This window comes from Liquorilactobacillus vini DSM 20605, from assembly GCF_000255495.1.
In the GTDB taxonomy this organism is placed as follows: domain Bacteria; phylum Bacillota; class Bacilli; order Lactobacillales; family Lactobacillaceae; genus Liquorilactobacillus; species Liquorilactobacillus vini.
Window position 1 is genome coordinate 17,697 of sequence record NZ_AHYZ01000084.1, and the last position, 18,436, is coordinate 36,132.

Annotated in this window: 21 protein-coding genes; all 21 read right to left on the reverse strand. The window is 35.3% G+C overall.

Annotated features, from left to right (window positions below; genetic code table 11):
* Positions 1-76: 76 nt before the first annotated feature.
* Positions 77-1,306, reverse strand: coding sequence for a flagellar motor switch phosphatase FliY (gene fliY / locus ON15_RS05710; RefSeq protein WP_010580524.1), 1,230 nt, complete (start codon positions 1,304-1,306; stop codon positions 77-79).
* Positions 1,299-2,336 (reverse strand): flagellar motor switch protein FliM, encoded by a 1,038-nt coding sequence (fliM, locus tag ON15_RS05715; RefSeq protein WP_010580525.1) that lies wholly within the window; start codon positions 2,334-2,336, stop codon positions 1,299-1,301. The genes fliY and fliM overlap by 8 nt, the downstream gene beginning before the upstream one ends.
* A 19-nt stretch (positions 2,337-2,355) precedes the next feature.
* Positions 2,356-2,757: a chemotaxis protein CheW gene (locus ON15_RS05720; RefSeq protein WP_010580526.1), complete on the reverse strand. Its 402-nt coding sequence runs from the start codon at positions 2,755-2,757 to the stop codon at positions 2,356-2,358.
* 20 nt (positions 2,758-2,777) lie between these two features.
* On the reverse strand, positions 2,778-3,140 hold the full coding sequence (locus ON15_RS05725) for a response regulator (protein ID WP_010580527.1): 363 nt from the start codon (positions 3,138-3,140) through the stop codon (positions 2,778-2,780).
* Between the two features lie 15 nt (positions 3,141-3,155).
* Positions 3,156-3,746 (reverse strand): chemotaxis protein CheC, encoded by a 591-nt coding sequence (locus ON15_RS05730; protein WP_010580528.1) that lies wholly within the window; start codon positions 3,744-3,746, stop codon positions 3,156-3,158.
* Positions 3,743-5,824 carry a chemotaxis protein CheA gene (locus ON15_RS05735; RefSeq protein WP_010580529.1) on the reverse strand — a complete coding sequence of 694 codons (2,082 nt, stop codon included), beginning with the start codon at positions 5,822-5,824 and terminating at the stop codon, positions 3,743-3,745. The genes ON15_RS05730 and ON15_RS05735 overlap by 4 nt, the downstream gene beginning before the upstream one ends.
* A 21-nt stretch (positions 5,825-5,845) precedes the next feature.
* Entirely contained in the window at positions 5,846-6,619 is a 774-nt protein-coding gene (locus tag ON15_RS05740; protein WP_010580530.1) for a CheR family methyltransferase, read from the reverse strand.
* Between the two features lie 5 nt (positions 6,620-6,624).
* Entirely contained in the window at positions 6,625-7,644 is a 1,020-nt protein-coding gene (gene cheB / locus ON15_RS05745; protein ID WP_010580531.1) for a chemotaxis-specific protein-glutamate methyltransferase CheB, read from the reverse strand.
* Between the two features lie 13 nt (positions 7,645-7,657).
* Positions 7,658-8,161, reverse strand: coding sequence for a chemotaxis protein CheD (locus tag ON15_RS05750; RefSeq protein WP_010580532.1), 504 nt, complete (start codon positions 8,159-8,161; stop codon positions 7,658-7,660).
* Positions 8,136-8,633 carry a chemotaxis protein CheW gene (locus ON15_RS05755; protein ID WP_010580533.1) on the reverse strand — a complete coding sequence of 166 codons (498 nt, stop codon included), beginning with the start codon at positions 8,631-8,633 and terminating at the stop codon, positions 8,136-8,138. Before ON15_RS05755 ends, ON15_RS05750 begins: the two co-directional genes overlap by 26 nt.
* Before the next feature lie 18 nt (positions 8,634-8,651).
* Positions 8,652-9,950: a methyl-accepting chemotaxis protein gene (locus ON15_RS05760; protein ID WP_010580534.1), complete on the reverse strand. Its 1,299-nt coding sequence runs from the start codon at positions 9,948-9,950 to the stop codon at positions 8,652-8,654.
* Between the two features lie 146 nt (positions 9,951-10,096).
* A complete protein-coding gene (locus ON15_RS05765) occupies positions 10,097-10,807 on the reverse strand; it encodes a cell division ATP-binding protein FtsE (RefSeq protein WP_010580535.1) in 711 nt (236 codons plus the stop codon).
* Positions 10,808-10,817: 10 nt separating this feature from the next.
* Positions 10,818-11,603, reverse strand: a complete 786-nt coding sequence (locus tag ON15_RS05770; protein WP_010580536.1) for a flagellar hook-basal body protein — start codon at positions 11,601-11,603, stop codon at positions 10,818-10,820.
* A gap of 17 nt (positions 11,604-11,620) precedes the next feature.
* Positions 11,621-12,328, reverse strand: a complete 708-nt coding sequence (locus ON15_RS05775; protein ID WP_010580537.1) for a flagellar hook-basal body protein — start codon at positions 12,326-12,328, stop codon at positions 11,621-11,623.
* Positions 12,325-13,032, reverse strand: a complete 708-nt coding sequence (locus tag ON15_RS05780; protein WP_010580538.1) for a sigma-70 family RNA polymerase sigma factor — start codon at positions 13,030-13,032, stop codon at positions 12,325-12,327. Before ON15_RS05780 ends, ON15_RS05775 begins: the two co-directional genes overlap by 4 nt.
* Before the next feature lie 30 nt (positions 13,033-13,062).
* On the reverse strand, positions 13,063-15,129 hold the full coding sequence (flhA, locus tag ON15_RS05785; protein WP_010580539.1) for a flagellar biosynthesis protein FlhA: 2,067 nt from the start codon (positions 15,127-15,129) through the stop codon (positions 13,063-13,065).
* A 21-nt stretch (positions 15,130-15,150) separates the two neighbouring features.
* The gene (gene flhB, locus ON15_RS05790) at positions 15,151-16,218 is read right to left on the reverse strand and encodes a flagellar biosynthesis protein FlhB (RefSeq protein WP_010580540.1); all 1,068 of its coding nucleotides are present in this window, start codon (positions 16,216-16,218) and stop codon (positions 15,151-15,153) included.
* 10 nt (positions 16,219-16,228) lie between these two features.
* Positions 16,229-16,990: a flagellar biosynthetic protein FliR gene (fliR, locus tag ON15_RS05795; RefSeq protein ID WP_010580541.1), complete on the reverse strand. Its 762-nt coding sequence runs from the start codon at positions 16,988-16,990 to the stop codon at positions 16,229-16,231.
* 13 nt (positions 16,991-17,003) lie between these two features.
* Positions 17,004-17,267, reverse strand: coding sequence for a flagellar biosynthesis protein FliQ (gene fliQ / locus ON15_RS05800; RefSeq protein WP_010580542.1), 264 nt, complete (start codon positions 17,265-17,267; stop codon positions 17,004-17,006).
* Positions 17,268-17,282: 15 nt separating this feature from the next.
* Entirely contained in the window at positions 17,283-18,056 is a 774-nt protein-coding gene (gene fliP, locus ON15_RS05805; protein WP_010580543.1) for a flagellar type III secretion system pore protein FliP, read from the reverse strand.
* Positions 18,057-18,434 (reverse strand): hypothetical protein, encoded by a 378-nt coding sequence (locus ON15_RS05810; protein ID WP_010580544.1) that lies wholly within the window; start codon positions 18,432-18,434, stop codon positions 18,057-18,059.
* Between the last annotated feature and the right edge of the window lie 2 nt (positions 18,435-18,436).

Here is an 18,436-nt window from a genome sequence, read left to right on the forward strand (position 1 = left end):
TCACTTTATATTATCGGACAACTCAAGAAAAGTTAAACACTTTATTTAACCTTTTTGCCCTTAAATCTGTTTAAAGTTAACCCATATGATCAATGCGCTGACGCTGGGAAACAATATTAGTGATCCGAATACCAAAATTTTCATTAATAACAACGACTTCACCAGTCGCAATTAATTTACCATTTAATAAAATATCTAACGGCTCATCCGTTAAACGATCAAGTTCGATTACCGACCCAGAGTTAAAAGACAAAATATCTCGAACTGTCTTTTCAGTTCTACCTAAAACGACACTTAAATTTAACGGAACATCTAAAATTAAATCAAGATTATCTCCCTTTTCAACCTTTTCTTCTTTCAAAGTTTGAAATTCAGGTTTACTAATATCAACATTAGCTTGTTGATTTGAAGTATCAGCTGTTTGTTCTTTAATAATTGCTTTGTTAGATTTGGAATTTGAACTATTATTTTGCGTTACCGAATTTGAAGCTGCCTGAGTTGACTGTGGCGCCTGCTCAATCGGTTTGGCTGGTGTTTGGGATTGATCCCGCTTAACCACTTCAGCTTTATCCGCCATCATCGAACTTACAATATCTTCCACCATATCCTCAGTAAAGATTTGCATAATTTCACTGTGAATCGAGCCTTCAACATCTAGGGAAAACGAGATCTGATAAATTTGTTGATCGTTATCAATATTATCATACGTAATATTTTGCGGTTCTTTCCACACCTTAACATCTGGTGGTAAAATATCGACTTTTCGATTAATCATCGTCGCCATCGCTGTTGCCGCTGAACCAATCATTTGATTCATCGCCTCTGAAACAGCGCTCAATTCAATTTCGGTAAATTGATCAGATTTAGGCTCTCCTTTGCCACCCATCATCAAATCAGCAATTATAATTGCATCTTTAACTTTCAACAACATTAGGTTTGTTCCGACAAGTCCCTCTTTAAAAGCAACCGTCATAGCAACTTTGGGTGTTGTAATCCCTGCAATCAAATCTTTAAAATATACCTTGGTAACATGCGGAGTAGTAATGGTGACTCGATGATTTAAAATTGAAGATAGGGTTGTTGCAGCTTGTGACATTGAAATATTTCCGACTTCACCAATAATATCTTGCTTTGTCTTTTCATCTTTTAAATTTGACTGAGCTGTTGCAGATTGGGCATTCTCTTTACCTGTTGCCTCAGGCTTCTGAGCTGCAGTGGCCGCTTCCTCCTTCGAAGATGTAGTCTGATCATTGCCATTGCCATGCATTAGCTTGTCTATTTCTTCTTGCGATAAACTATCACTCATTTTCTGTGTCTCCTTCCAACTTATCTAATAACTCAATTGCTAAATTACCATCTTTTTTGCCAGGTTTGGCATAATAATACGGCATACCGTTCACATAAGTAGGAAGTGGGTCGACAGTTTTGCAATTCAGCTTGACTACATCCCCAACTTCAAGGTGAAGTAAATCGGATACCTCCATTTTTGCATTTCCTAATCTAACTTCCATATTTATTAAAACATTATCTAAGCCACGTTGTAGCGCGCGCTCATCATCTTCACTCAGCTTCTGGCTTGAATCAAACCAATTTCTAAAGCTTAGTTTGTCGCTGATACCTTCATAGAAGACATAAGGAATACAAATATTTAAAAACGTTTTAAACTCTCCGATGTCTAATGAAAAAGTCGTCAAAATTACTGGTTCATTTGGTGACATACTTTGAAGTAACTGCGGATTAACATCAACACTATCCAGAAACGTCTTGATTTTCACAATGTCTTTCCAAGAGTTTTGAAAAGTTTGTCCTACTTCTTCCAGTACGCCTTTGAGAATCGCCAACTCAATGTCAGTAAATTTTTTTTCATCAACTTCTGCTTCATTGTTTTGATCTTCCTTCACCTGGTTTTCACTACCGCCGCACAATAATTCAACCAATTTAGTGCACAACTGCGGATTCATTTCAACCATTTGAATTCCCTTCATCGGTGAATCTTTCTCGACAAGTTTAGAATGAAACAAACCAATTAAAGTTATTCGAGGAATTGAGTGAATAAATTCATCAAAACTGATCTGTTCAATTGAAGCTAAATGAAGTGTAGCATTTACTCTTAATAGGTTAGATAACACATTAGTCCCCATTTTAGAAAAATCTTCAAAAATCATATGCAATGTATTGACATATTCTTTAGAAAGCTTAGATGGCCTTCTAAAATCATAGGGCTTGATCTTAGGAGTGTTATTGGTCTGTTCTTCAATTTCTTCTTGATCAATTTCACCATTGTTCATAGCCTTCAGCAATTTATCGATCTCTTGCTGGGACAATACCTGATCCATAACAACTCCTCCTTAAGCTTTAAAAAATAATTTTATTAATATCAATAACATTGGCAACCTTATCAGGAAAAGAAACTACCCCAGAGTAATAATCTGGGTTCTTCTTCTTACTATCACTATTTAAAACAATCTTAGAAGAATCAACATTCAGAATTTCAATAACTTCTTCAATCAATAAGCCTTTTCTTTGATCATCTTTTTTCATAATCAAAATGTTCTTATTTTCCTTAGGAGCTGGCATATTGATTAAATCTGAAAAGGCAACAACTGTCATCACAGCCCCTCTCAAATTAATCAATCCTTTAACCCAACTAGGTGCTAAAGGAACTGGGGTAATTTCAACTGTATCAATTACCTCTTCAACTGAAGCTGCTGAAATCAAATAATACTGTTGATTCAATTTAAATAAAATCATCTGCATTTGCTACATCTCCCCGCAGTTTACGAAAGTGCTTTATCAACAGCCTTAATAACCCGTTCCGTATCAAATGGTTTAACAATGAAATCAATTGCTCCAGCTTTTATCGCATCCATAACCATGCCTTGTTGTCCCATCGCACTGCACATAATAACCTTGGCATTGCCATCGATTTCACGAATTTTCTTTAAAGCTTGAATTCCATCAACTTCCGGCATGGTAATATCCATGGTAACCAAATCTGGACTGGCGCTTTGATATTTTTCGATGGCTTCTTTCCCATTTTGAGCCTCTCCAGCCACCTCATAACCATTTTTCTCCAAAATATCTTTCAATTTGATTCGCATGAACACCGCATCATCCACGATTAATATCTTTTTTCCCACTTTTATATACTCCTTTCAAATTCCTAATGATTCAATCATCTTGTCCAAAACACCCTCTTCGGGAATTAAGAATAATGAAGCATCTAATTTTTGCTTCGAATAAGAGAATTCATTTCGAATTACCATAACTTGCTCATCATAATTATCAAATGCCATATAAGCACTGCTAATTATTGCCCCAAAGAAATCATTAGTAATTTGTGGCAGTGACGAAATTAACTGAGCATTTATTACTTTGCCAATTGCATTTAAAAATGAATTTGAAACAATATTCGATAATTCACTAATCGCTGAAAGTTTTACTTGCTGCTCTTGCTGATCAGCATTCCCTAGTATTAGACTAGACAATTGATCAACAGCTTCATTGGTTACAATAAACAAAATTGCTCCCGCATATTTACCTATTATTCTACTAATTACAGCGTAAACTTCAACATCATCAGCTAATATTTTTTGATACAATTCGGAATACGTCAAAATTTTAACCTCTGGAACTTTCATATCAATTTTTTGACTAACCATCTTAGAAATACTTGTAGCAGCATTCCCGCCGCCAATATTGATTATTTCACGCAATCCATCGATTTGTAAATCAGTATATTTCATGATTTAACTTTCCCTTTACCTTGGCATAATGCATTAACATCTAAAATTAGTGCAATTGATCCATTATTGAAAATCGTTGCGCCTTGATAACGATTGATTTTTTGTAAAACTGGATCAATCTTCTTAATAACAATTTCTTTTTGTCCAATCAATTGATCAGCTAAAATTCCAAAATACTGTTGATCACTCTTAACGATAATCGCAAACTTTTTATCCTCGGCAGTAGATTTAATTTTCAGTAACTCATTTGTTCTAATAATTGGAATTATCCCGCCTTGATAACGATAAACTTCATTTTCAGCCGTTGAAATGATTTCACTTTCATCCAGCATTACGACCTTTTCAACCACGTCTAATGGAATTGCAAAGTTCTCATTACCAATTTTGACCATTAATGCTTGAATTATTGATAAAGTTAGCGGCAGTTTAATAATGAACTTCGAGCCAACATTGACCTGACTGCGCATTTCAATTGAACCGCCCAAACCGGTAATCTTGGTTTTGACAGCATCTAAGCCAACGCCACGTCCAGAGATATTAGTTATCTTTTTAGCAGTTGAAAATCCAGGATGGAATATCAACAATCTTAATTCATCCTCAGACATTCCTTCAGTATTAATGCCTTTTTCTTCAGCACTTTTTTTGATAACTTGTGGATCAATTCCTTTGCCATCATCTTCCAAAGTAATAATAACTTGATTTCCCTCTTGATAGGCAGAAAGAGTTATCGTCCCTTTTCGGGGCTTACCTAATTTTTCACGTGTCTCTGGATCCTCAATTCCATGATCAGCTGAATTACGTAACAAATGGATCAACGGCTCGCCTAATTCAGTAACTACCGTTTTATCAAGTTCTGTATCTTCACCAATAATTACGAGATCCATTTCTTTATGCAAATCACGACTTAAATCCCGAATCATCCTTGGGAAGCGACTGAAGACCAAACTAACTTGTTGCATTCGAATTCGAAGTACTAAATCTTGTAGCTCCGACGTTAACCTGGAAACTTGTTCCAACGAATCTTTAATTCCATCCAAATCATTGCGGTGACTTGAGTCTTCCATTTGATTGCGATAAACAACCAATTCTGAAACTAAATTCAAAAAACGATCTAACCGGCCAAGATCAACTCGAATTGATTGATTACGTGGATGATGTGCCGTTTCATGTTTTGGGGCACCGCTTTTAGCTTTTTTAGCAACACTTTTAGCTGATGCAGCAGCTTTCGGCTTAGCTGGAGCTTTTTGCGGAGTTGGTGGATTCTTCTTGCGCTCTTCTTGCGCTTTCATTGCTTTTTCGCCATCAAAGTCTTCAATGATCACTTGATCAATTTCACTGCTGCTATTAATAATTGACTTAACTTCATCCAATGAACTATTCGTTACAAAGATCAACTTAAAATCCGTGTCAAAATTACCATTTTCCAATAAATCAGCAGTTGGTTCCGTATGAACAACATCACCTTCTTCATCAAGCTTCTGCATGATCAAGAAAACTCGTGGGCCCTTTAATAAGGTGCCTTGATCTAACCGAATTGCAATGGCAAAAACATTATGGCCTGAACTTTTTGCTTGCTTAACGACATCTAAATCAGGTTCTTCTAGGCTTGCAAAAACTGTATCAAGTTTTACTTGCGGCTTTTTAGCTTCCTGGCTGCTTTCCGTTGGAGTATCTTCGACTGCTTTACCAGTTGCACTCGTTTCTACTTTATTTAATTCAGTAATTAACTCGCTGATTTGGTCCTCACTAAGCTCTTTGTCATCTTGTAAATCATTTAATAATTCTGTTAATTTATCCAGGCATTTAAAAATCAGCGAAATATGGTCACCATTAACTTTTAATTTATCGGTCTTAAATAAATCAAAAATATCTTCCATGCGATGGGTAAGTTTCGTCATAACATCATAACCCATTGTTGCTGAACTACCCTTTAGTGTATGAGCCGCCCGAAAAATTTCGTTGATCAAATCCTTATTATCTGGTTCTTTTTCTAATTCCAATACGTTATCATTCAGTTTTTGAAGATTATCTTCACTTTCTTCAAAAAAAAGTTCACGATAAGCACTGTTATCATCCATTAGTTTCAGCCCCTTTCTGGTTTATACTTTTTGATAGATGAAGGAATCTATTTTTCGAAGCCCAAATTGTTCAGGAAAATTAATTGCTTCGGTTGCTCCTGAAAATAAAATGCCTCCCGGGGCTAGTGATTCACTAAATTTCTGATATACTTGATCACGAACTTCCGGTTTAAAATATATTGTGACATTGCGGCAAACAATTACGTTACAATCCTGTTCATAAATATTTTTTAATAGATCCTGTTTTTTAAAAACTATGCGTTTCTTTAAAAATTGTTTAATCTGATAATGACTATCATCAACTTGATCAAAATATTTTTTTAAGTCTTGTAAAGAAAGATTCTTAACTTGATCTTTACGATAAATTCCAGCATGAGCTTTCTTTAGAATGTCATCATCAATATCCGTTGCAACAATCTTCGTTCCTAATAAATGATTTTTTTCAGCGATAATTGCCAAAGTATACGGTTCAGCTCCATCTGAACAAGCCGCACTCCAAATTTTAGGAGCTGAAACATTTGGAATCACTGTTTCCAATAATTGTTTTTCAAAGTTCTTAAATAATTCTTTATTGCGGTAAAACTCGGTAACATTAATTGTCAAATGTTCTACAAAAGCTTCACGAGCTGTTTTATCTCTTTCCAGAATATGAGCATATTCCTCCAAAGTTTGCGCTCCAGTTTCGCGCATAATATTTCCAATTCTTCTCTGCATTTGACGTTGCTTGTAGTCAGAAAGCTTGATACCTAGTTTGATTTGGACCCACCTATTAAAAAAATCAAAATTTAGTTCCATTTACCTCACCTAGTTATCTGATTAATTCTTTTTTTGATAGTAGTTAAACTCAAGACTTCGTTAACTACACCTAATTCGATTGCGCTGCCGGGCATTCCAAAAATTACACAGCTTTCCTCATTTTCGACAATATTATATCCACCTAGGCGTTGAATCTCCGCCATTCCTTTGGCACCATCGCTACCCATTCCAGTCAACAAAACAGCTACCAAATTTGCTCGATAAACTTCAGCCGCAGACATGAAAAGATAATCAACTGCTGGTCGTGTTCCGTGAAGTTTTGGTAACTGATTCAGTTTTATTTTCCCAGTTTCTAAGGTCATATGATAATCGCCCGGGCAAAGATAAACTTGACGTTGGATTGGCATCCCATCTTTTGCTTCAACCACCGTGCAGGCAGTTTCTGAGTTCATGCGCTGCGCAAAAGATGCTGTGAAGCCCTTCGGCATATGCTGCACAATAAAAATCGGAATCCGTAAGACTGGTGGCAAGTTGCGAATAATTTCTAGCAAAGTTTTGGGACCGCCTGTTGACGCACCGATTACCAAAGCATTGATCATCCTTGGCATTGGACGTGAATTAATACTGGTTGGAGCCTTGTCAGTAGAATCCTGAGCCATACTTTGAAGTTGATTTTTTTTATCTCCAACCATTAAAATCTTAGCTTTGAAATCTGCTACCCAATCTTGACTAATATTCAATAAATTAACCGGCTTTTCAATAAAATCAGCAGCTCCAGCTTCAAGTGCTTCAATGGTTACTTGACGATTATTCAGCGCGCTGAGCATTACGATCGGTAAATTACGTTGAAAATTTTTTATTTTTTTTAACGCAGTCAATCCATCCATCACAGGCATTTCTACATCCATTAGCACTAAATCGATATTATTATTTACCTTTATTTTTTCAAACGCTTCTTGCCCATCGTGTGCCAAATCAACATTTTTAACACAAGAAATTTTTTTTACAAAATCAGTAATAACTTTCCGCATAAAAGCAGAATCATCAACAATTAAAACATTCATAAACGACCAGTCCTTATAAATACACTGTTTCCTGATGAACAATCTTGACTGTAACTTGAAAAGTGTTCAAGTCAACAACCATTGTTCTTCCGCTATTTCCACCAACATGAGATGCAACTAATGGTATTTTTAATTTTTGCAACGCTGCTTTAACAGCTGCACTGTTTCGCATACCAATGTTTTGACTTGCAGAGCTTGTTTTAAAATTAAACATATTGGCACCACCAACCATTTTCGCCTTAAAATGAGGATAAGGTATTTTTTTCTTCAATTCTGCTACCATTAACGGAAGTGCTAAATCAGCAAATTTGGCTGGATTTAAATCTGGTCGCTTAGCAAATGGCTTACTATCAGGCAACATAATATGACTTAAACCGCCAATCTTAGTGTGCTCATCATAAATGATAGTTCCAATACAAGAACCTAAACCAACAGTTATTAACTGATTAGGAGCTTGGCTAATCTGATAGTCTGCAATTCCGATTTTTACCTCAATCGGCTTGGGACTTATCGACATTGGCGTTTTCCTCGGTTTTTTCAAATTTCTCAACTGTTGATGTCAAATTTTCTGATTGTTGATTATCAAACAAGAATTCCAATTCTAATGAAATTACTACTTGATCTTTCAATTTTAAAAATTTCCCAATATAATCATGTTTTAAATCTGCTTGAGTCAATTCTTTTTCATAATCTGTTTCCTTTAAATGTTCAATTCCAATTATATTTTCAACGTAAAGCCCTAAATGTTGATCTTTCCAATCACACAAAATAACTTTAGCCGCATCGGACTTGGTTGTGAATTCATTAAATAATTTGCGTCGTAAATCAATAATCGGAATCATATGTTTTTGATGTTCAAAAACACCTAATACAAAATCAGGAACATCCGGCAATGAAATAAAATCATCAGTTTCAATTATCCTGGTAACCACTTGAACGGGCAAAGCAAAATATTGATCATGACTTTTAAAAACAACATATTGATCCAAAATACTTTCCCCCCTTGCTTAAATTTTGAAACTATCAACTTGGAACTTAAAAATATTTGATGATTTATCAATTTCTTTAACTGTTTTTTCAAGATCCTCCAAGCTTTGATAGAATTCTTCAATGCTTGCCGTAACTTCCTCTGTTCCAGCCGAAGTCTCGGAAATTGATGAAGAAATTGAATTAACAGATTTGGCCACTAAATCTTTTTCTTTAGAAATTCCATTAATATGTTCTTTTACCAATTCAATACTATCAACAAATTTTTCAACAACTGAGGAAATCTGTTTTGACGAATCGATTGCTGTATTAATCGTTTCAGTCTGCTTTTCACCATTCGAATACGAATCATTTAGAGCAGTTACCATCTGCTCTGACTTTTTGCGAATAGCCTCAATTATCTCTGTAATACTTTTAGCTGATTGACCACTCTGCTCAGCTAGATTGCGAATCTCTTCTGCGACAATTGCAAAGCCCTTACCAGCTTCACCAGCCCGAGCAGCTTCAATTGAAGCATTTAACGCTAATAAATTAGTCTGCCCAGAAATGTCATTAATTAAATGAACAATTTTGCCAATGCTTTGCACATCTTTATTCATATCATCCATTTCTTTAACCAATTGTCCCTGATTATTACGCTCTTTTTCCCAATTATTATAGACAGTCACCATGACTTTAGAATTAGTTTCATTGCTTTTACGTGATGTATCAGCATACTCATTCATTCGATCAATCTCATGATGAATTTTTTCAATCTTATTAGCCAGCTCTTTCATGTCATTTGAAGTTTGTTCGGCTTCAGTGGCTTGGGTGCTTGCAGAATTTGCGATCGTCGTCATTGTGTCTTTGACATTGGCAACTGATTTTTTAGACTGGGCAGTAGTTTTAGAAAGCGAATTCGCCATATCACCTAAACGCTTACTTTCATCCTTTAAACCGACAATTACCGACTTAAAAATATTAATAATTCCAATAAACTTTTCCTTGAAATTATCAAGTAAAGTATTTCCTAGCTTGACCTTCTCTAAATTATTAACACTAGTCAAATCTCCAGAACTAACTTTTTCAAAAACTTGTTCTAATCTTTCTAGGTCTCCAGAACTTTTCTGAGGTGTAGTGAAATTCGACATAACTGATAATACTAAGAAAATTAAAGAAATTATTATTGAAAAAAGATTAAAGCGTGAGTTTAAAGTACTACTCTCACTTGGTCTAATGACCGTGTAAAAGCAAAAAAATAAAACCAAAATTGCTAACAAAAATGGAATAAATGAAGACCATTTAACTTGTTTTGCATAACTAGTAAACTTTTTTTTCATAGCTAACTCCTTCTACTAACTAATTTATTCTTAATTCCCAAAAACTAACACTTAAAATAAGCATCATCACCTTTATCCCTTTAAATATTGAATACTACTACCAATAGTAAGTATCGGTAATATTTTTAAGAAATTAAGTCTAATGCTTACCAAATATAAACATCTTTAGGGTCTGAGAAGATAGAGTAAGTTCCATTCCTTTCATCACGAATTAATTTCCCTTGCTGCAGCTCAATCACTCGATGACGTAAAGTATTAACAATTGTACTATCGTGAGTCGCCATAATAACCGTTGTTCGGTTCATATTTAGTTTGAAAAAAAGCTTCATTATTTCCAGCGCAGATTTAGGATCCAAATTAGCAGTTGGTTCATCTGCCAACAAAACAAATGGATGATTAATTATTGCTCTGGCAATTGCAATCTTTTTTTGCTGACCAATTGATAACTGATCGATTTTTTTATCCTTATAATTCAACATTCCAACTGTCTTTAAAACTTGAATTGCACGTTGTAACTTTTGACTTTCATCAAATCCTAGGGCTTCTAAAACATAAGTAAGGTTTTCAAATGCCGTTAAATTCGGAATAAACACATCCTTTTGCCTGACGACTCCAATCTGTCGACGTAATAAATATGTTTGTTGCGGCTTTATTTTTTGAACAAACATATTTCCCATTTGAATTGATCCCATAGTTAGCGATTCTTCTTTGTCCATTAGCTTTAAGGTTGTAGTTTTTCCTGCACCACTAGCACCCACTAAAAAAACAAATTCTCCCTGTTCAACTTTGAATGAAATATCTTTTAAAGCTTGGATTCCACCACTATAAACTTTGGAAACATGTTCAAGTCTAATCATTGGTAGCCTTCTAACTTGTAAATTGATTAATTGTGCCTAATATATCATCAGTTGTTTCCAGTGAACGGGCATTTAACTCATACGCTCTTTGAGTAAGAATTAAATTGCTAATTGAATCGCCTAAATCAACCGTTGAATCTTCAAGATAATATTGCTTAATACTTCCAAGATTAATAGCTCCATTGGCAGAAGATAGTAAGTTACCCCCTGTCAGTTGGTATAAGTTATTGCCAACATCCTCTAAATCCTCTGTATTAGAAGGCTCATATAAGGTTACTGTTCCGACTTGGGTTGATTGCCCATTGTCAGCAATTGAAATTTGGCCGGCTGAATTAACAGAGATCTTTCCTTGAGGCCATTGACTTTCTGGGACTGTTGTCTGAATATCAAGTTTATATCCATTTCCATCAACTATACTGCCTGCTGCATCACGATGAAAATCACCATCTCTCGTTAAGTAAAGTTGCCCATTAGCGTCACGAACGCCAAAGAAACCATTACCTTCTATCGCTAAGTCATATGGTGAAGTAGTTGATTTTAAGCTGCCCTGAGTAAAATTAATTGACTGCTGATGAGTTGTCATTCCAGCCGCCATTCCTAATTTTGATTGTAGATTCGTATCATAATTTGCATCTCGCTGGGTAATTGAATTTTCTAATGCCTCCCCAAAGCTCGTATCACGATTTTTATATCCGACTGTACTAACATTTGAAACGTTATTGGCAATAACATCCAAATTGTTCTGTAAGCCATCTAATCCACTTTGATTAATTGATAAAATATCGCTAACATTCATGATTAAATCACCCCCGATTAAATCTTGCCAAGGTAGTTAACTGCCTTATCTAATGTCTGATTAGTTGCACTCAATGCTTTTTGATTAGCTTCAAACTCTCGCGAAGTCTGAATCATTGATACCATTTCATCTGATGCTGAAACGTTTGATTCTTCAAGATATCCTTGTTCAACATTAGGTGAGGTCATCTGGGTACCCGCAGTTTGGCTGGTATAATAAACATTTCCCAAGCTTTGCAGCGTCCGATCATCACTAAAAGAAACAATGCCAAAATCAGGCGTTCCTGTTGTCGCTGTTACTGGATTCCCATCAGCACTTAATACTTGATAACCTTCTTGGGTAACATATTGATTCTGATCATTAAGTTTAAAATTGCCATTTCGGGTATAAGCAATTTGCCCATTATTCATTCTGACAGTAAAATAACCGTCACTATTGATTGCAAAATCTGTTGACCGACCAGTTGATTCAAGGGCCCCTTTCGAGGAATCTAAATAAGATCCTGCTATGTAGTTGCCGTAAGTAAAACCATCATAGTTGACACGCTGATCGTTATCCCCGCCACCTTGATAGTTATGCATCTGAACTTCTTTATAAGTTGATTGAAATAGTTCTTTGGCTTGATAACCAGTTGTTTCTACATTAGCAATATTGGCACTAATATTTTCCTGCCTTTTTCCCAAGATATTGACACTTTGATAAAGAGTATCTAATCCTCTGATCATTTCATATCCTCCTCAATCAAATTTCGAAGCTTTATAATTATTTTTCCATGAATTTGAGAAACACGAGCAACCGAGATATCTAAAATTTCAGAAATTTCTTTTAAAGTTGCCTCTTGTTGATAGTACAAACTTAAAACTAACTGCTCACGTTGGCTTAATTTTTTAATTGCTGAAACAAGAGCAACTTTTTGCTCTTGTTTCAACAATTTTGCCTCACCATTTTGAGCTTTAGAATCCTTCAAAATGTCTTCCAATGAAAATGAATCAGCTTGCGGGAATATTGTACTTTCTAATGAAATACTTGCTAAATAATGAATTCCATCATATATTTCATTGAGTTGCGTATTTGAGATACCCATTTCCTGAGCAATCTCTTGGTCAGTAGCTTCGCGCTTTAATTTCTGATCAAGATTTTGTTTAACTTGATAATAGTTATTGATTCGAGCCATTTTATAGCGAGAAAGTTTTGCATGCTGGCGAACTTCATCAATAATCGCTCCTTTAATTCGAATCCTAGCATAACTTTCAAATGGCACTTTTTTACTATTATCAAATTTTTGTAAAGCATCAATTAAGCCGATAACTCCTGTATCATATAAGTCTCCATATTCATATTCAGAATTTTTGATTGAAATTCGATTTACGACCTTTTCAACTAAGGGCAAATATTTGACAACCTTGTCTTCAAGTTTTTCGCCATACATTGAAAGACTCCTCCCAGTTTGCATCAATTATCAAAAGTCGATACTCCCAACAGTTTGAATCTTAACCTCATTGGGAATTTCATTTAATGAAAGAACCGCAATATCCGGATAATTCATTGAAATTAATTTTCTAAACACCAATCTGATCTTGGGAGATGCCAAAATAACAAAGTTTGTATTTTTCATTACTAACTCTTGCTGAACTTTTCCCACAGCTCTCAAAATTTGATTGACTGCTTCTGATTTTAAAATTGGATAGGATCCTGTCGGAGTTTTTTGAATATTCTGCGCAACCATTTCTTCCACGCGGGGATGAATCGTAACAATATTAATTAATTGCGATTCACCAGCATATTTGGCCGCAATTGTTCTTTTTAATGCTTGACGAACATACTCGGTTAAAACTTCGGTATCTTTAGTGATATTTCCATAATCAGCTAAGGTCTCTAAAATAACCGTCAGATCATTAATTGGTATCTGTTCAGCTAAAAGATTCTGCAAAACCTTTTGAACTTCTCCAAGGCGCATAATATCTGGTATTAATTCATCGATCACGACCCCGGATTGTTCTTTAATTCCCTCTAGCAGTTTTTTAACTTCCTGCCGACCTAATAACTCGGTTGCATGCTTAGTAATTATATCTTTCAAGTGCGTTGCAATTACTGTTAAAGGTTCAATGATTGTATAATTTTGTAACTCGGCTTTTTCCTTATCTCTAGCATCGATCCACAAAGCATCTAAATGGAAAGTCGGATCTTTGGTCTTAATTCCCTGAAACGGAAACTTATCATTACCTTGAGCAATAATCATAAACTTATCAGGATAAACCTTACCCTTGGTAACTTCATTACCGCGGACTTTGATTGAATATTCATTTGATTCCAGATATAAGTTATCCTTAATTCTAACTGGGCCAATCAAGATACCTAATTCCTTAGCAATTTGTTGGCGAATCGAAACAATTCGATCCATCAAACTATTATCAACTGAACTATCAACTAAAGATATCAAGCCATAACCAATTTCAATCGCCAAAGGATCAACTTGAAAAGAAGAAACAGATTGTTTGACTTGATGACTCGACTTTTTTTTCTCCAATTCCAGCTTTTGTGCTTTTTCTTTTTGCTTTAATAAAGTTTTAGTTGCTCCTTTTTCAATTAATGAACTAATAAAGAACAATGCAATTCCAATAGAAGCAAATGGAATAAATGGAAAACCAGAAACAACTGATAAAACTAATAAAATAACGGCAATAATTCGAAACAACTGCGGGTTACGCAACAAATCTGCTGATAAAGTCGAGCCAAATGACTGTTCATTATCAGAGCGAGTAACAATTACTCCGGTTGCAATAGAAATCAATAAGGAAGGGATTGCACTAACTAAGCCATCACCAATTGAAAGCTTGCCAAATTGACTCAATGCTTGCGTAATTGATAAGCTTCCATTGACAGTGAAAATGATCGGCCCGCCAATTAAATTGATCAAAACAATTAAGATACTGGCAATCGCATCACCTTTGACAAACTTACTAGCACCATCCATTGAGCCATAAAAATCAGCTTCTCTTTGCAGATCTTCACGTTTTCTCCGTGCTGTCTTCTCATCGATCAAGCCTGAATTAAGATCCGAATCAATTGCCATTTGTTTTCCCGGCATCGCATCCAAGGTAAAACGGGCAGCAACTTCAGCTACTCGACCAGTACCATTCGTCACAACTGCTAATTGAACGATCATAATAATAATGAATAAAATAATCCCGACAATGTAGTTACTGCCAGTTACTACGTTAGCAAAAGCACTAATTACTTGACCGGCACTCCCATCAGTAAGAATTAGCCGAGTTGAAGCCAAATTTAGCCCTAATTTATACATAGTCGTAAACAACAATAAGGTTGGAAATGAAGAAAACTCCAGTACTGATTTAGTAAAGAGCGTTATTAATAAAACATTCATCGCAAGTGTTAGATTGATAACAATCAAGATATCCAGCAACACACTGGGAAGTGGAATAATAATTAACGCAATAATAGTTACAACTAAAAAAGAAACCCAGATATCTGATTTAGTCATATTTTTGCCAAATATTCGGTTCATAATACTTGACACTCCTTACTCTTAAATTTTGTTCTTATTTTCTTCATTTAATTTATAAACTGTTGCAATAACTTCAGCTACCGATTCATACAAATCAACTGGCACAAAATCCCCCGGTTCGACTTGACGGTAGAGTGCCCATGCTAGGGGCCGATTTTCAATAATTGGAACTTGCTGTTTTCTAGCTTCTTCTTTCATTCGCTGTGCTAAGCGATCAGCTCCTTTAGCTAACAAAACTGGGACTCCTTCATTATTTTCATCATATTTAATTGCTAAAGCCAAGTGGGTTGGGTTAGTAACTAAAACAGTCGCATTTTTAACTTGCTGAATCGAATTGCGAATCATTGACGCATACTTCGAGCGCCGCTTTGATTTAAACTGCGGATCACCTTCACGCTGCTTAAACTCATCTTTTACTTCCTGTTTAGTCATCCTTAAATCACGCCGATGGGTAAAGCGCTGAAAGCCATAATCAAAAAGGCCAAGAATCAATAAAACTACGGCGATCTCAAGTGAAAGACTTTGGGCAAACTTTAATAAAAAATAAAGATCTTGGACGGGTTCGACGTCACTCAAATTACAAAAGCTTGGTAAATATTCCATAAATTTCTGATAACAAAAGTAAACAACTATGCCAAATTTAGCTAGTGTCTTGACAAAGTTTTCAAGTGCTTGAACACTAAAAAGTTGTTTAAATCCACTTAAAGGGTTTATTCGCTTAAAATCAGGTTTAACCGTTTTAGTCGTAAACAGCACGCCCACTTGTAAAAAATTTGACAAAAATCCCAAAGAAATGCTGATCACAAAAAAGGGCGCTGAAAGAAATAAGATCATCAGCATAATCTGAACAGCAATTTTAGGCAAATCCGTGATCATTTGCTGATAATCAGCTAATTCCTCAAAGCTTTCGATCGTATACGGCAAGATATGTTCAACTACAAACTCCCATAAAGGAACAAGCACACTCGCAAAAACAATCAGCGAAATCGCCGAACTTAAATCTTGACTGCGAGGGACATTACCCTCACGTCTTGCTTGATGTAACCGGTGTGCAGTCGGCTTTTCAGTTTTGCTATCCCTATCCTTCATTTCTTACCTCTTATTTAAGTGCTCTAACAAATTCTTCCATGTTTGTAACGGCATGTGGTAAAATTTGCTGTAAAAAATCAATTATATTCGGCAACATAATCAAGACGACGATAAAGCTTAATCCGGCCTGTAAAGATAAACTGAGCATCAAAACATTCAATTGTGGAACCGAGCGGGAAATAATGCCTAGCAGCAAATTGACTACTAGCATCGTAACAACTAACGGAGCTGCAATTTCAACCGCTACTACAAAGCTTTGACAAAACAGCCTCACAACCCCTTGAATTGTCGCTCCATCAGCCATCCCACCCGTCAAAGGAATTATTTTAAACGATTTGATTACCCCGACAATTAATTGCTGGTGAAGATTCATCATAAAGAAGATTGCAACAGCCAACCAGTAGTACATCTTACCGTATTGCGATGACATAATCTGAAAAGTTGTATCATATGCTTGGGCTAATGAGAAACCAACTTGAAAATCAATCGTTTGGCCGGCAATTGAAACCGCACTAAAAATTAATTGACCAATATATCCCATCGCCAAGCCAACTAGGATCTCTTTAGCTGCCATTAATATAAAGACGAGCACGTTAGTAATCAGATGGAAATTATCGATTTCAGGAAAAACTGACACAATAATTCCAAAACCTAAGATTATTTTTGCTAAATTAGGAAAATCTTTCTGTGAAAAAATCGGCGCAGCTGCAATAAATGACATGATACGGCATAACAACAGTGCTACTATTTGAATTTGAATATTTGAAATCATAGCACTTAACCCCTCACAGCGAAGAAATCACTTGAAAAATATATTTAACGAATTCTAGCAATATATTGATCATGAAATTACCAGTTAAAATCAATGTTAAAAAAACTGCTATTAGTTTTGGAACAAAGCTTAGTGTCTGTTCTTGAATCTGAGTAGTTGCTTGCAAAATACTGATAATCAAACCAACTACCATTCCAACAATTAAAACTGGTCCAGAAACCAGCAAAACACGAATAAACGCATCACGCATTATATCCATGACCAATTCAATTGACATCTAAGCTTCTCCCCCTCAACCGTTAAAACTTTTAATCAAAGATTCAACTAACAAATACCACCCATCTGAAAGTACAAACAACAATAATTTAAATGGCAGTGAAATCATTACCGGTGGCAACATTACCATTCCCATTGACATCAAAACACTGGATACTACCATATCAATGATCAAGAACGGAATAAAAATCAAAAAACCGATACTAAAGGCTGTTCTTAACTCACTTAAAATAAAAGCAGGTGTAATAATTGTTAAAGGGATCTGCTTATATGATTTATATTGTGCTTTTGGATGATCACTTTGGGAAACAAACAGTTGAATATCTTTTTGACGAGTCTGCCGATACATAAATTTCTTAACGCTGATTTCTGAACGATCAATCGCTTGTGTTCGTGTAATTTTCTGCTGTTCATAAGGAACAACTGCTTGTTGATAAATATTACTGTATGTCGGCCGCATAATAAAAAAGGTTAAAAACAAAGCCAAACCGATCAATACCTGATTAGGCGGATTTGACTGGGTTCCTAAAGCACTCCGCGTGAAAGAAAGTACCATAATGATCCGTGTAAAAGACGTTGTCATCACTAATAGAAGTGGAATAAAAGATAAAATCGTCAACATCAAAAAGGTATTAATGATTTGTGATGAGCTGCCATTGCTTCCCAATAAATTATTAACTGTTGAAGAAAGGTTTTTAGCACTAATAGCTAAAACCGGTGTTGCCGTATTCAAAGTAAAAATTAAAGTTGCCAGCCCTGCTGCTAATGGTAAAAAAGCCTTTCTTTTCATTTACTTCTTCCTCTTTTTATCATCATGTCTATTTTGCAAATTGCCCTGAAACTTTCTTATTAATTCTTGAAAAGTTTGTTTAACTTGTTTCGTATCTGAAAGGTTCTGCTGATCGATCAATTTCAGTAATTGCTGAGTTTCTTGCGTTGACAGCTCAAACAGAATTTCATTTTGACTCTCAGAAAAACTCATTACATAAACATGATCAAGAATTTGAACAATCCCAATTGATGAACTTTTACTGACTGGAATCTTCTGCAGAATTCGAAATGCTTTATTAGTCGTCAATGAATAGTGATTCAGAAACTTCAAGAAGATATTAATTAGATAAATGACGATCACTAAACCAATGATCATTTTAATGTCTGTTAAAAGCATAT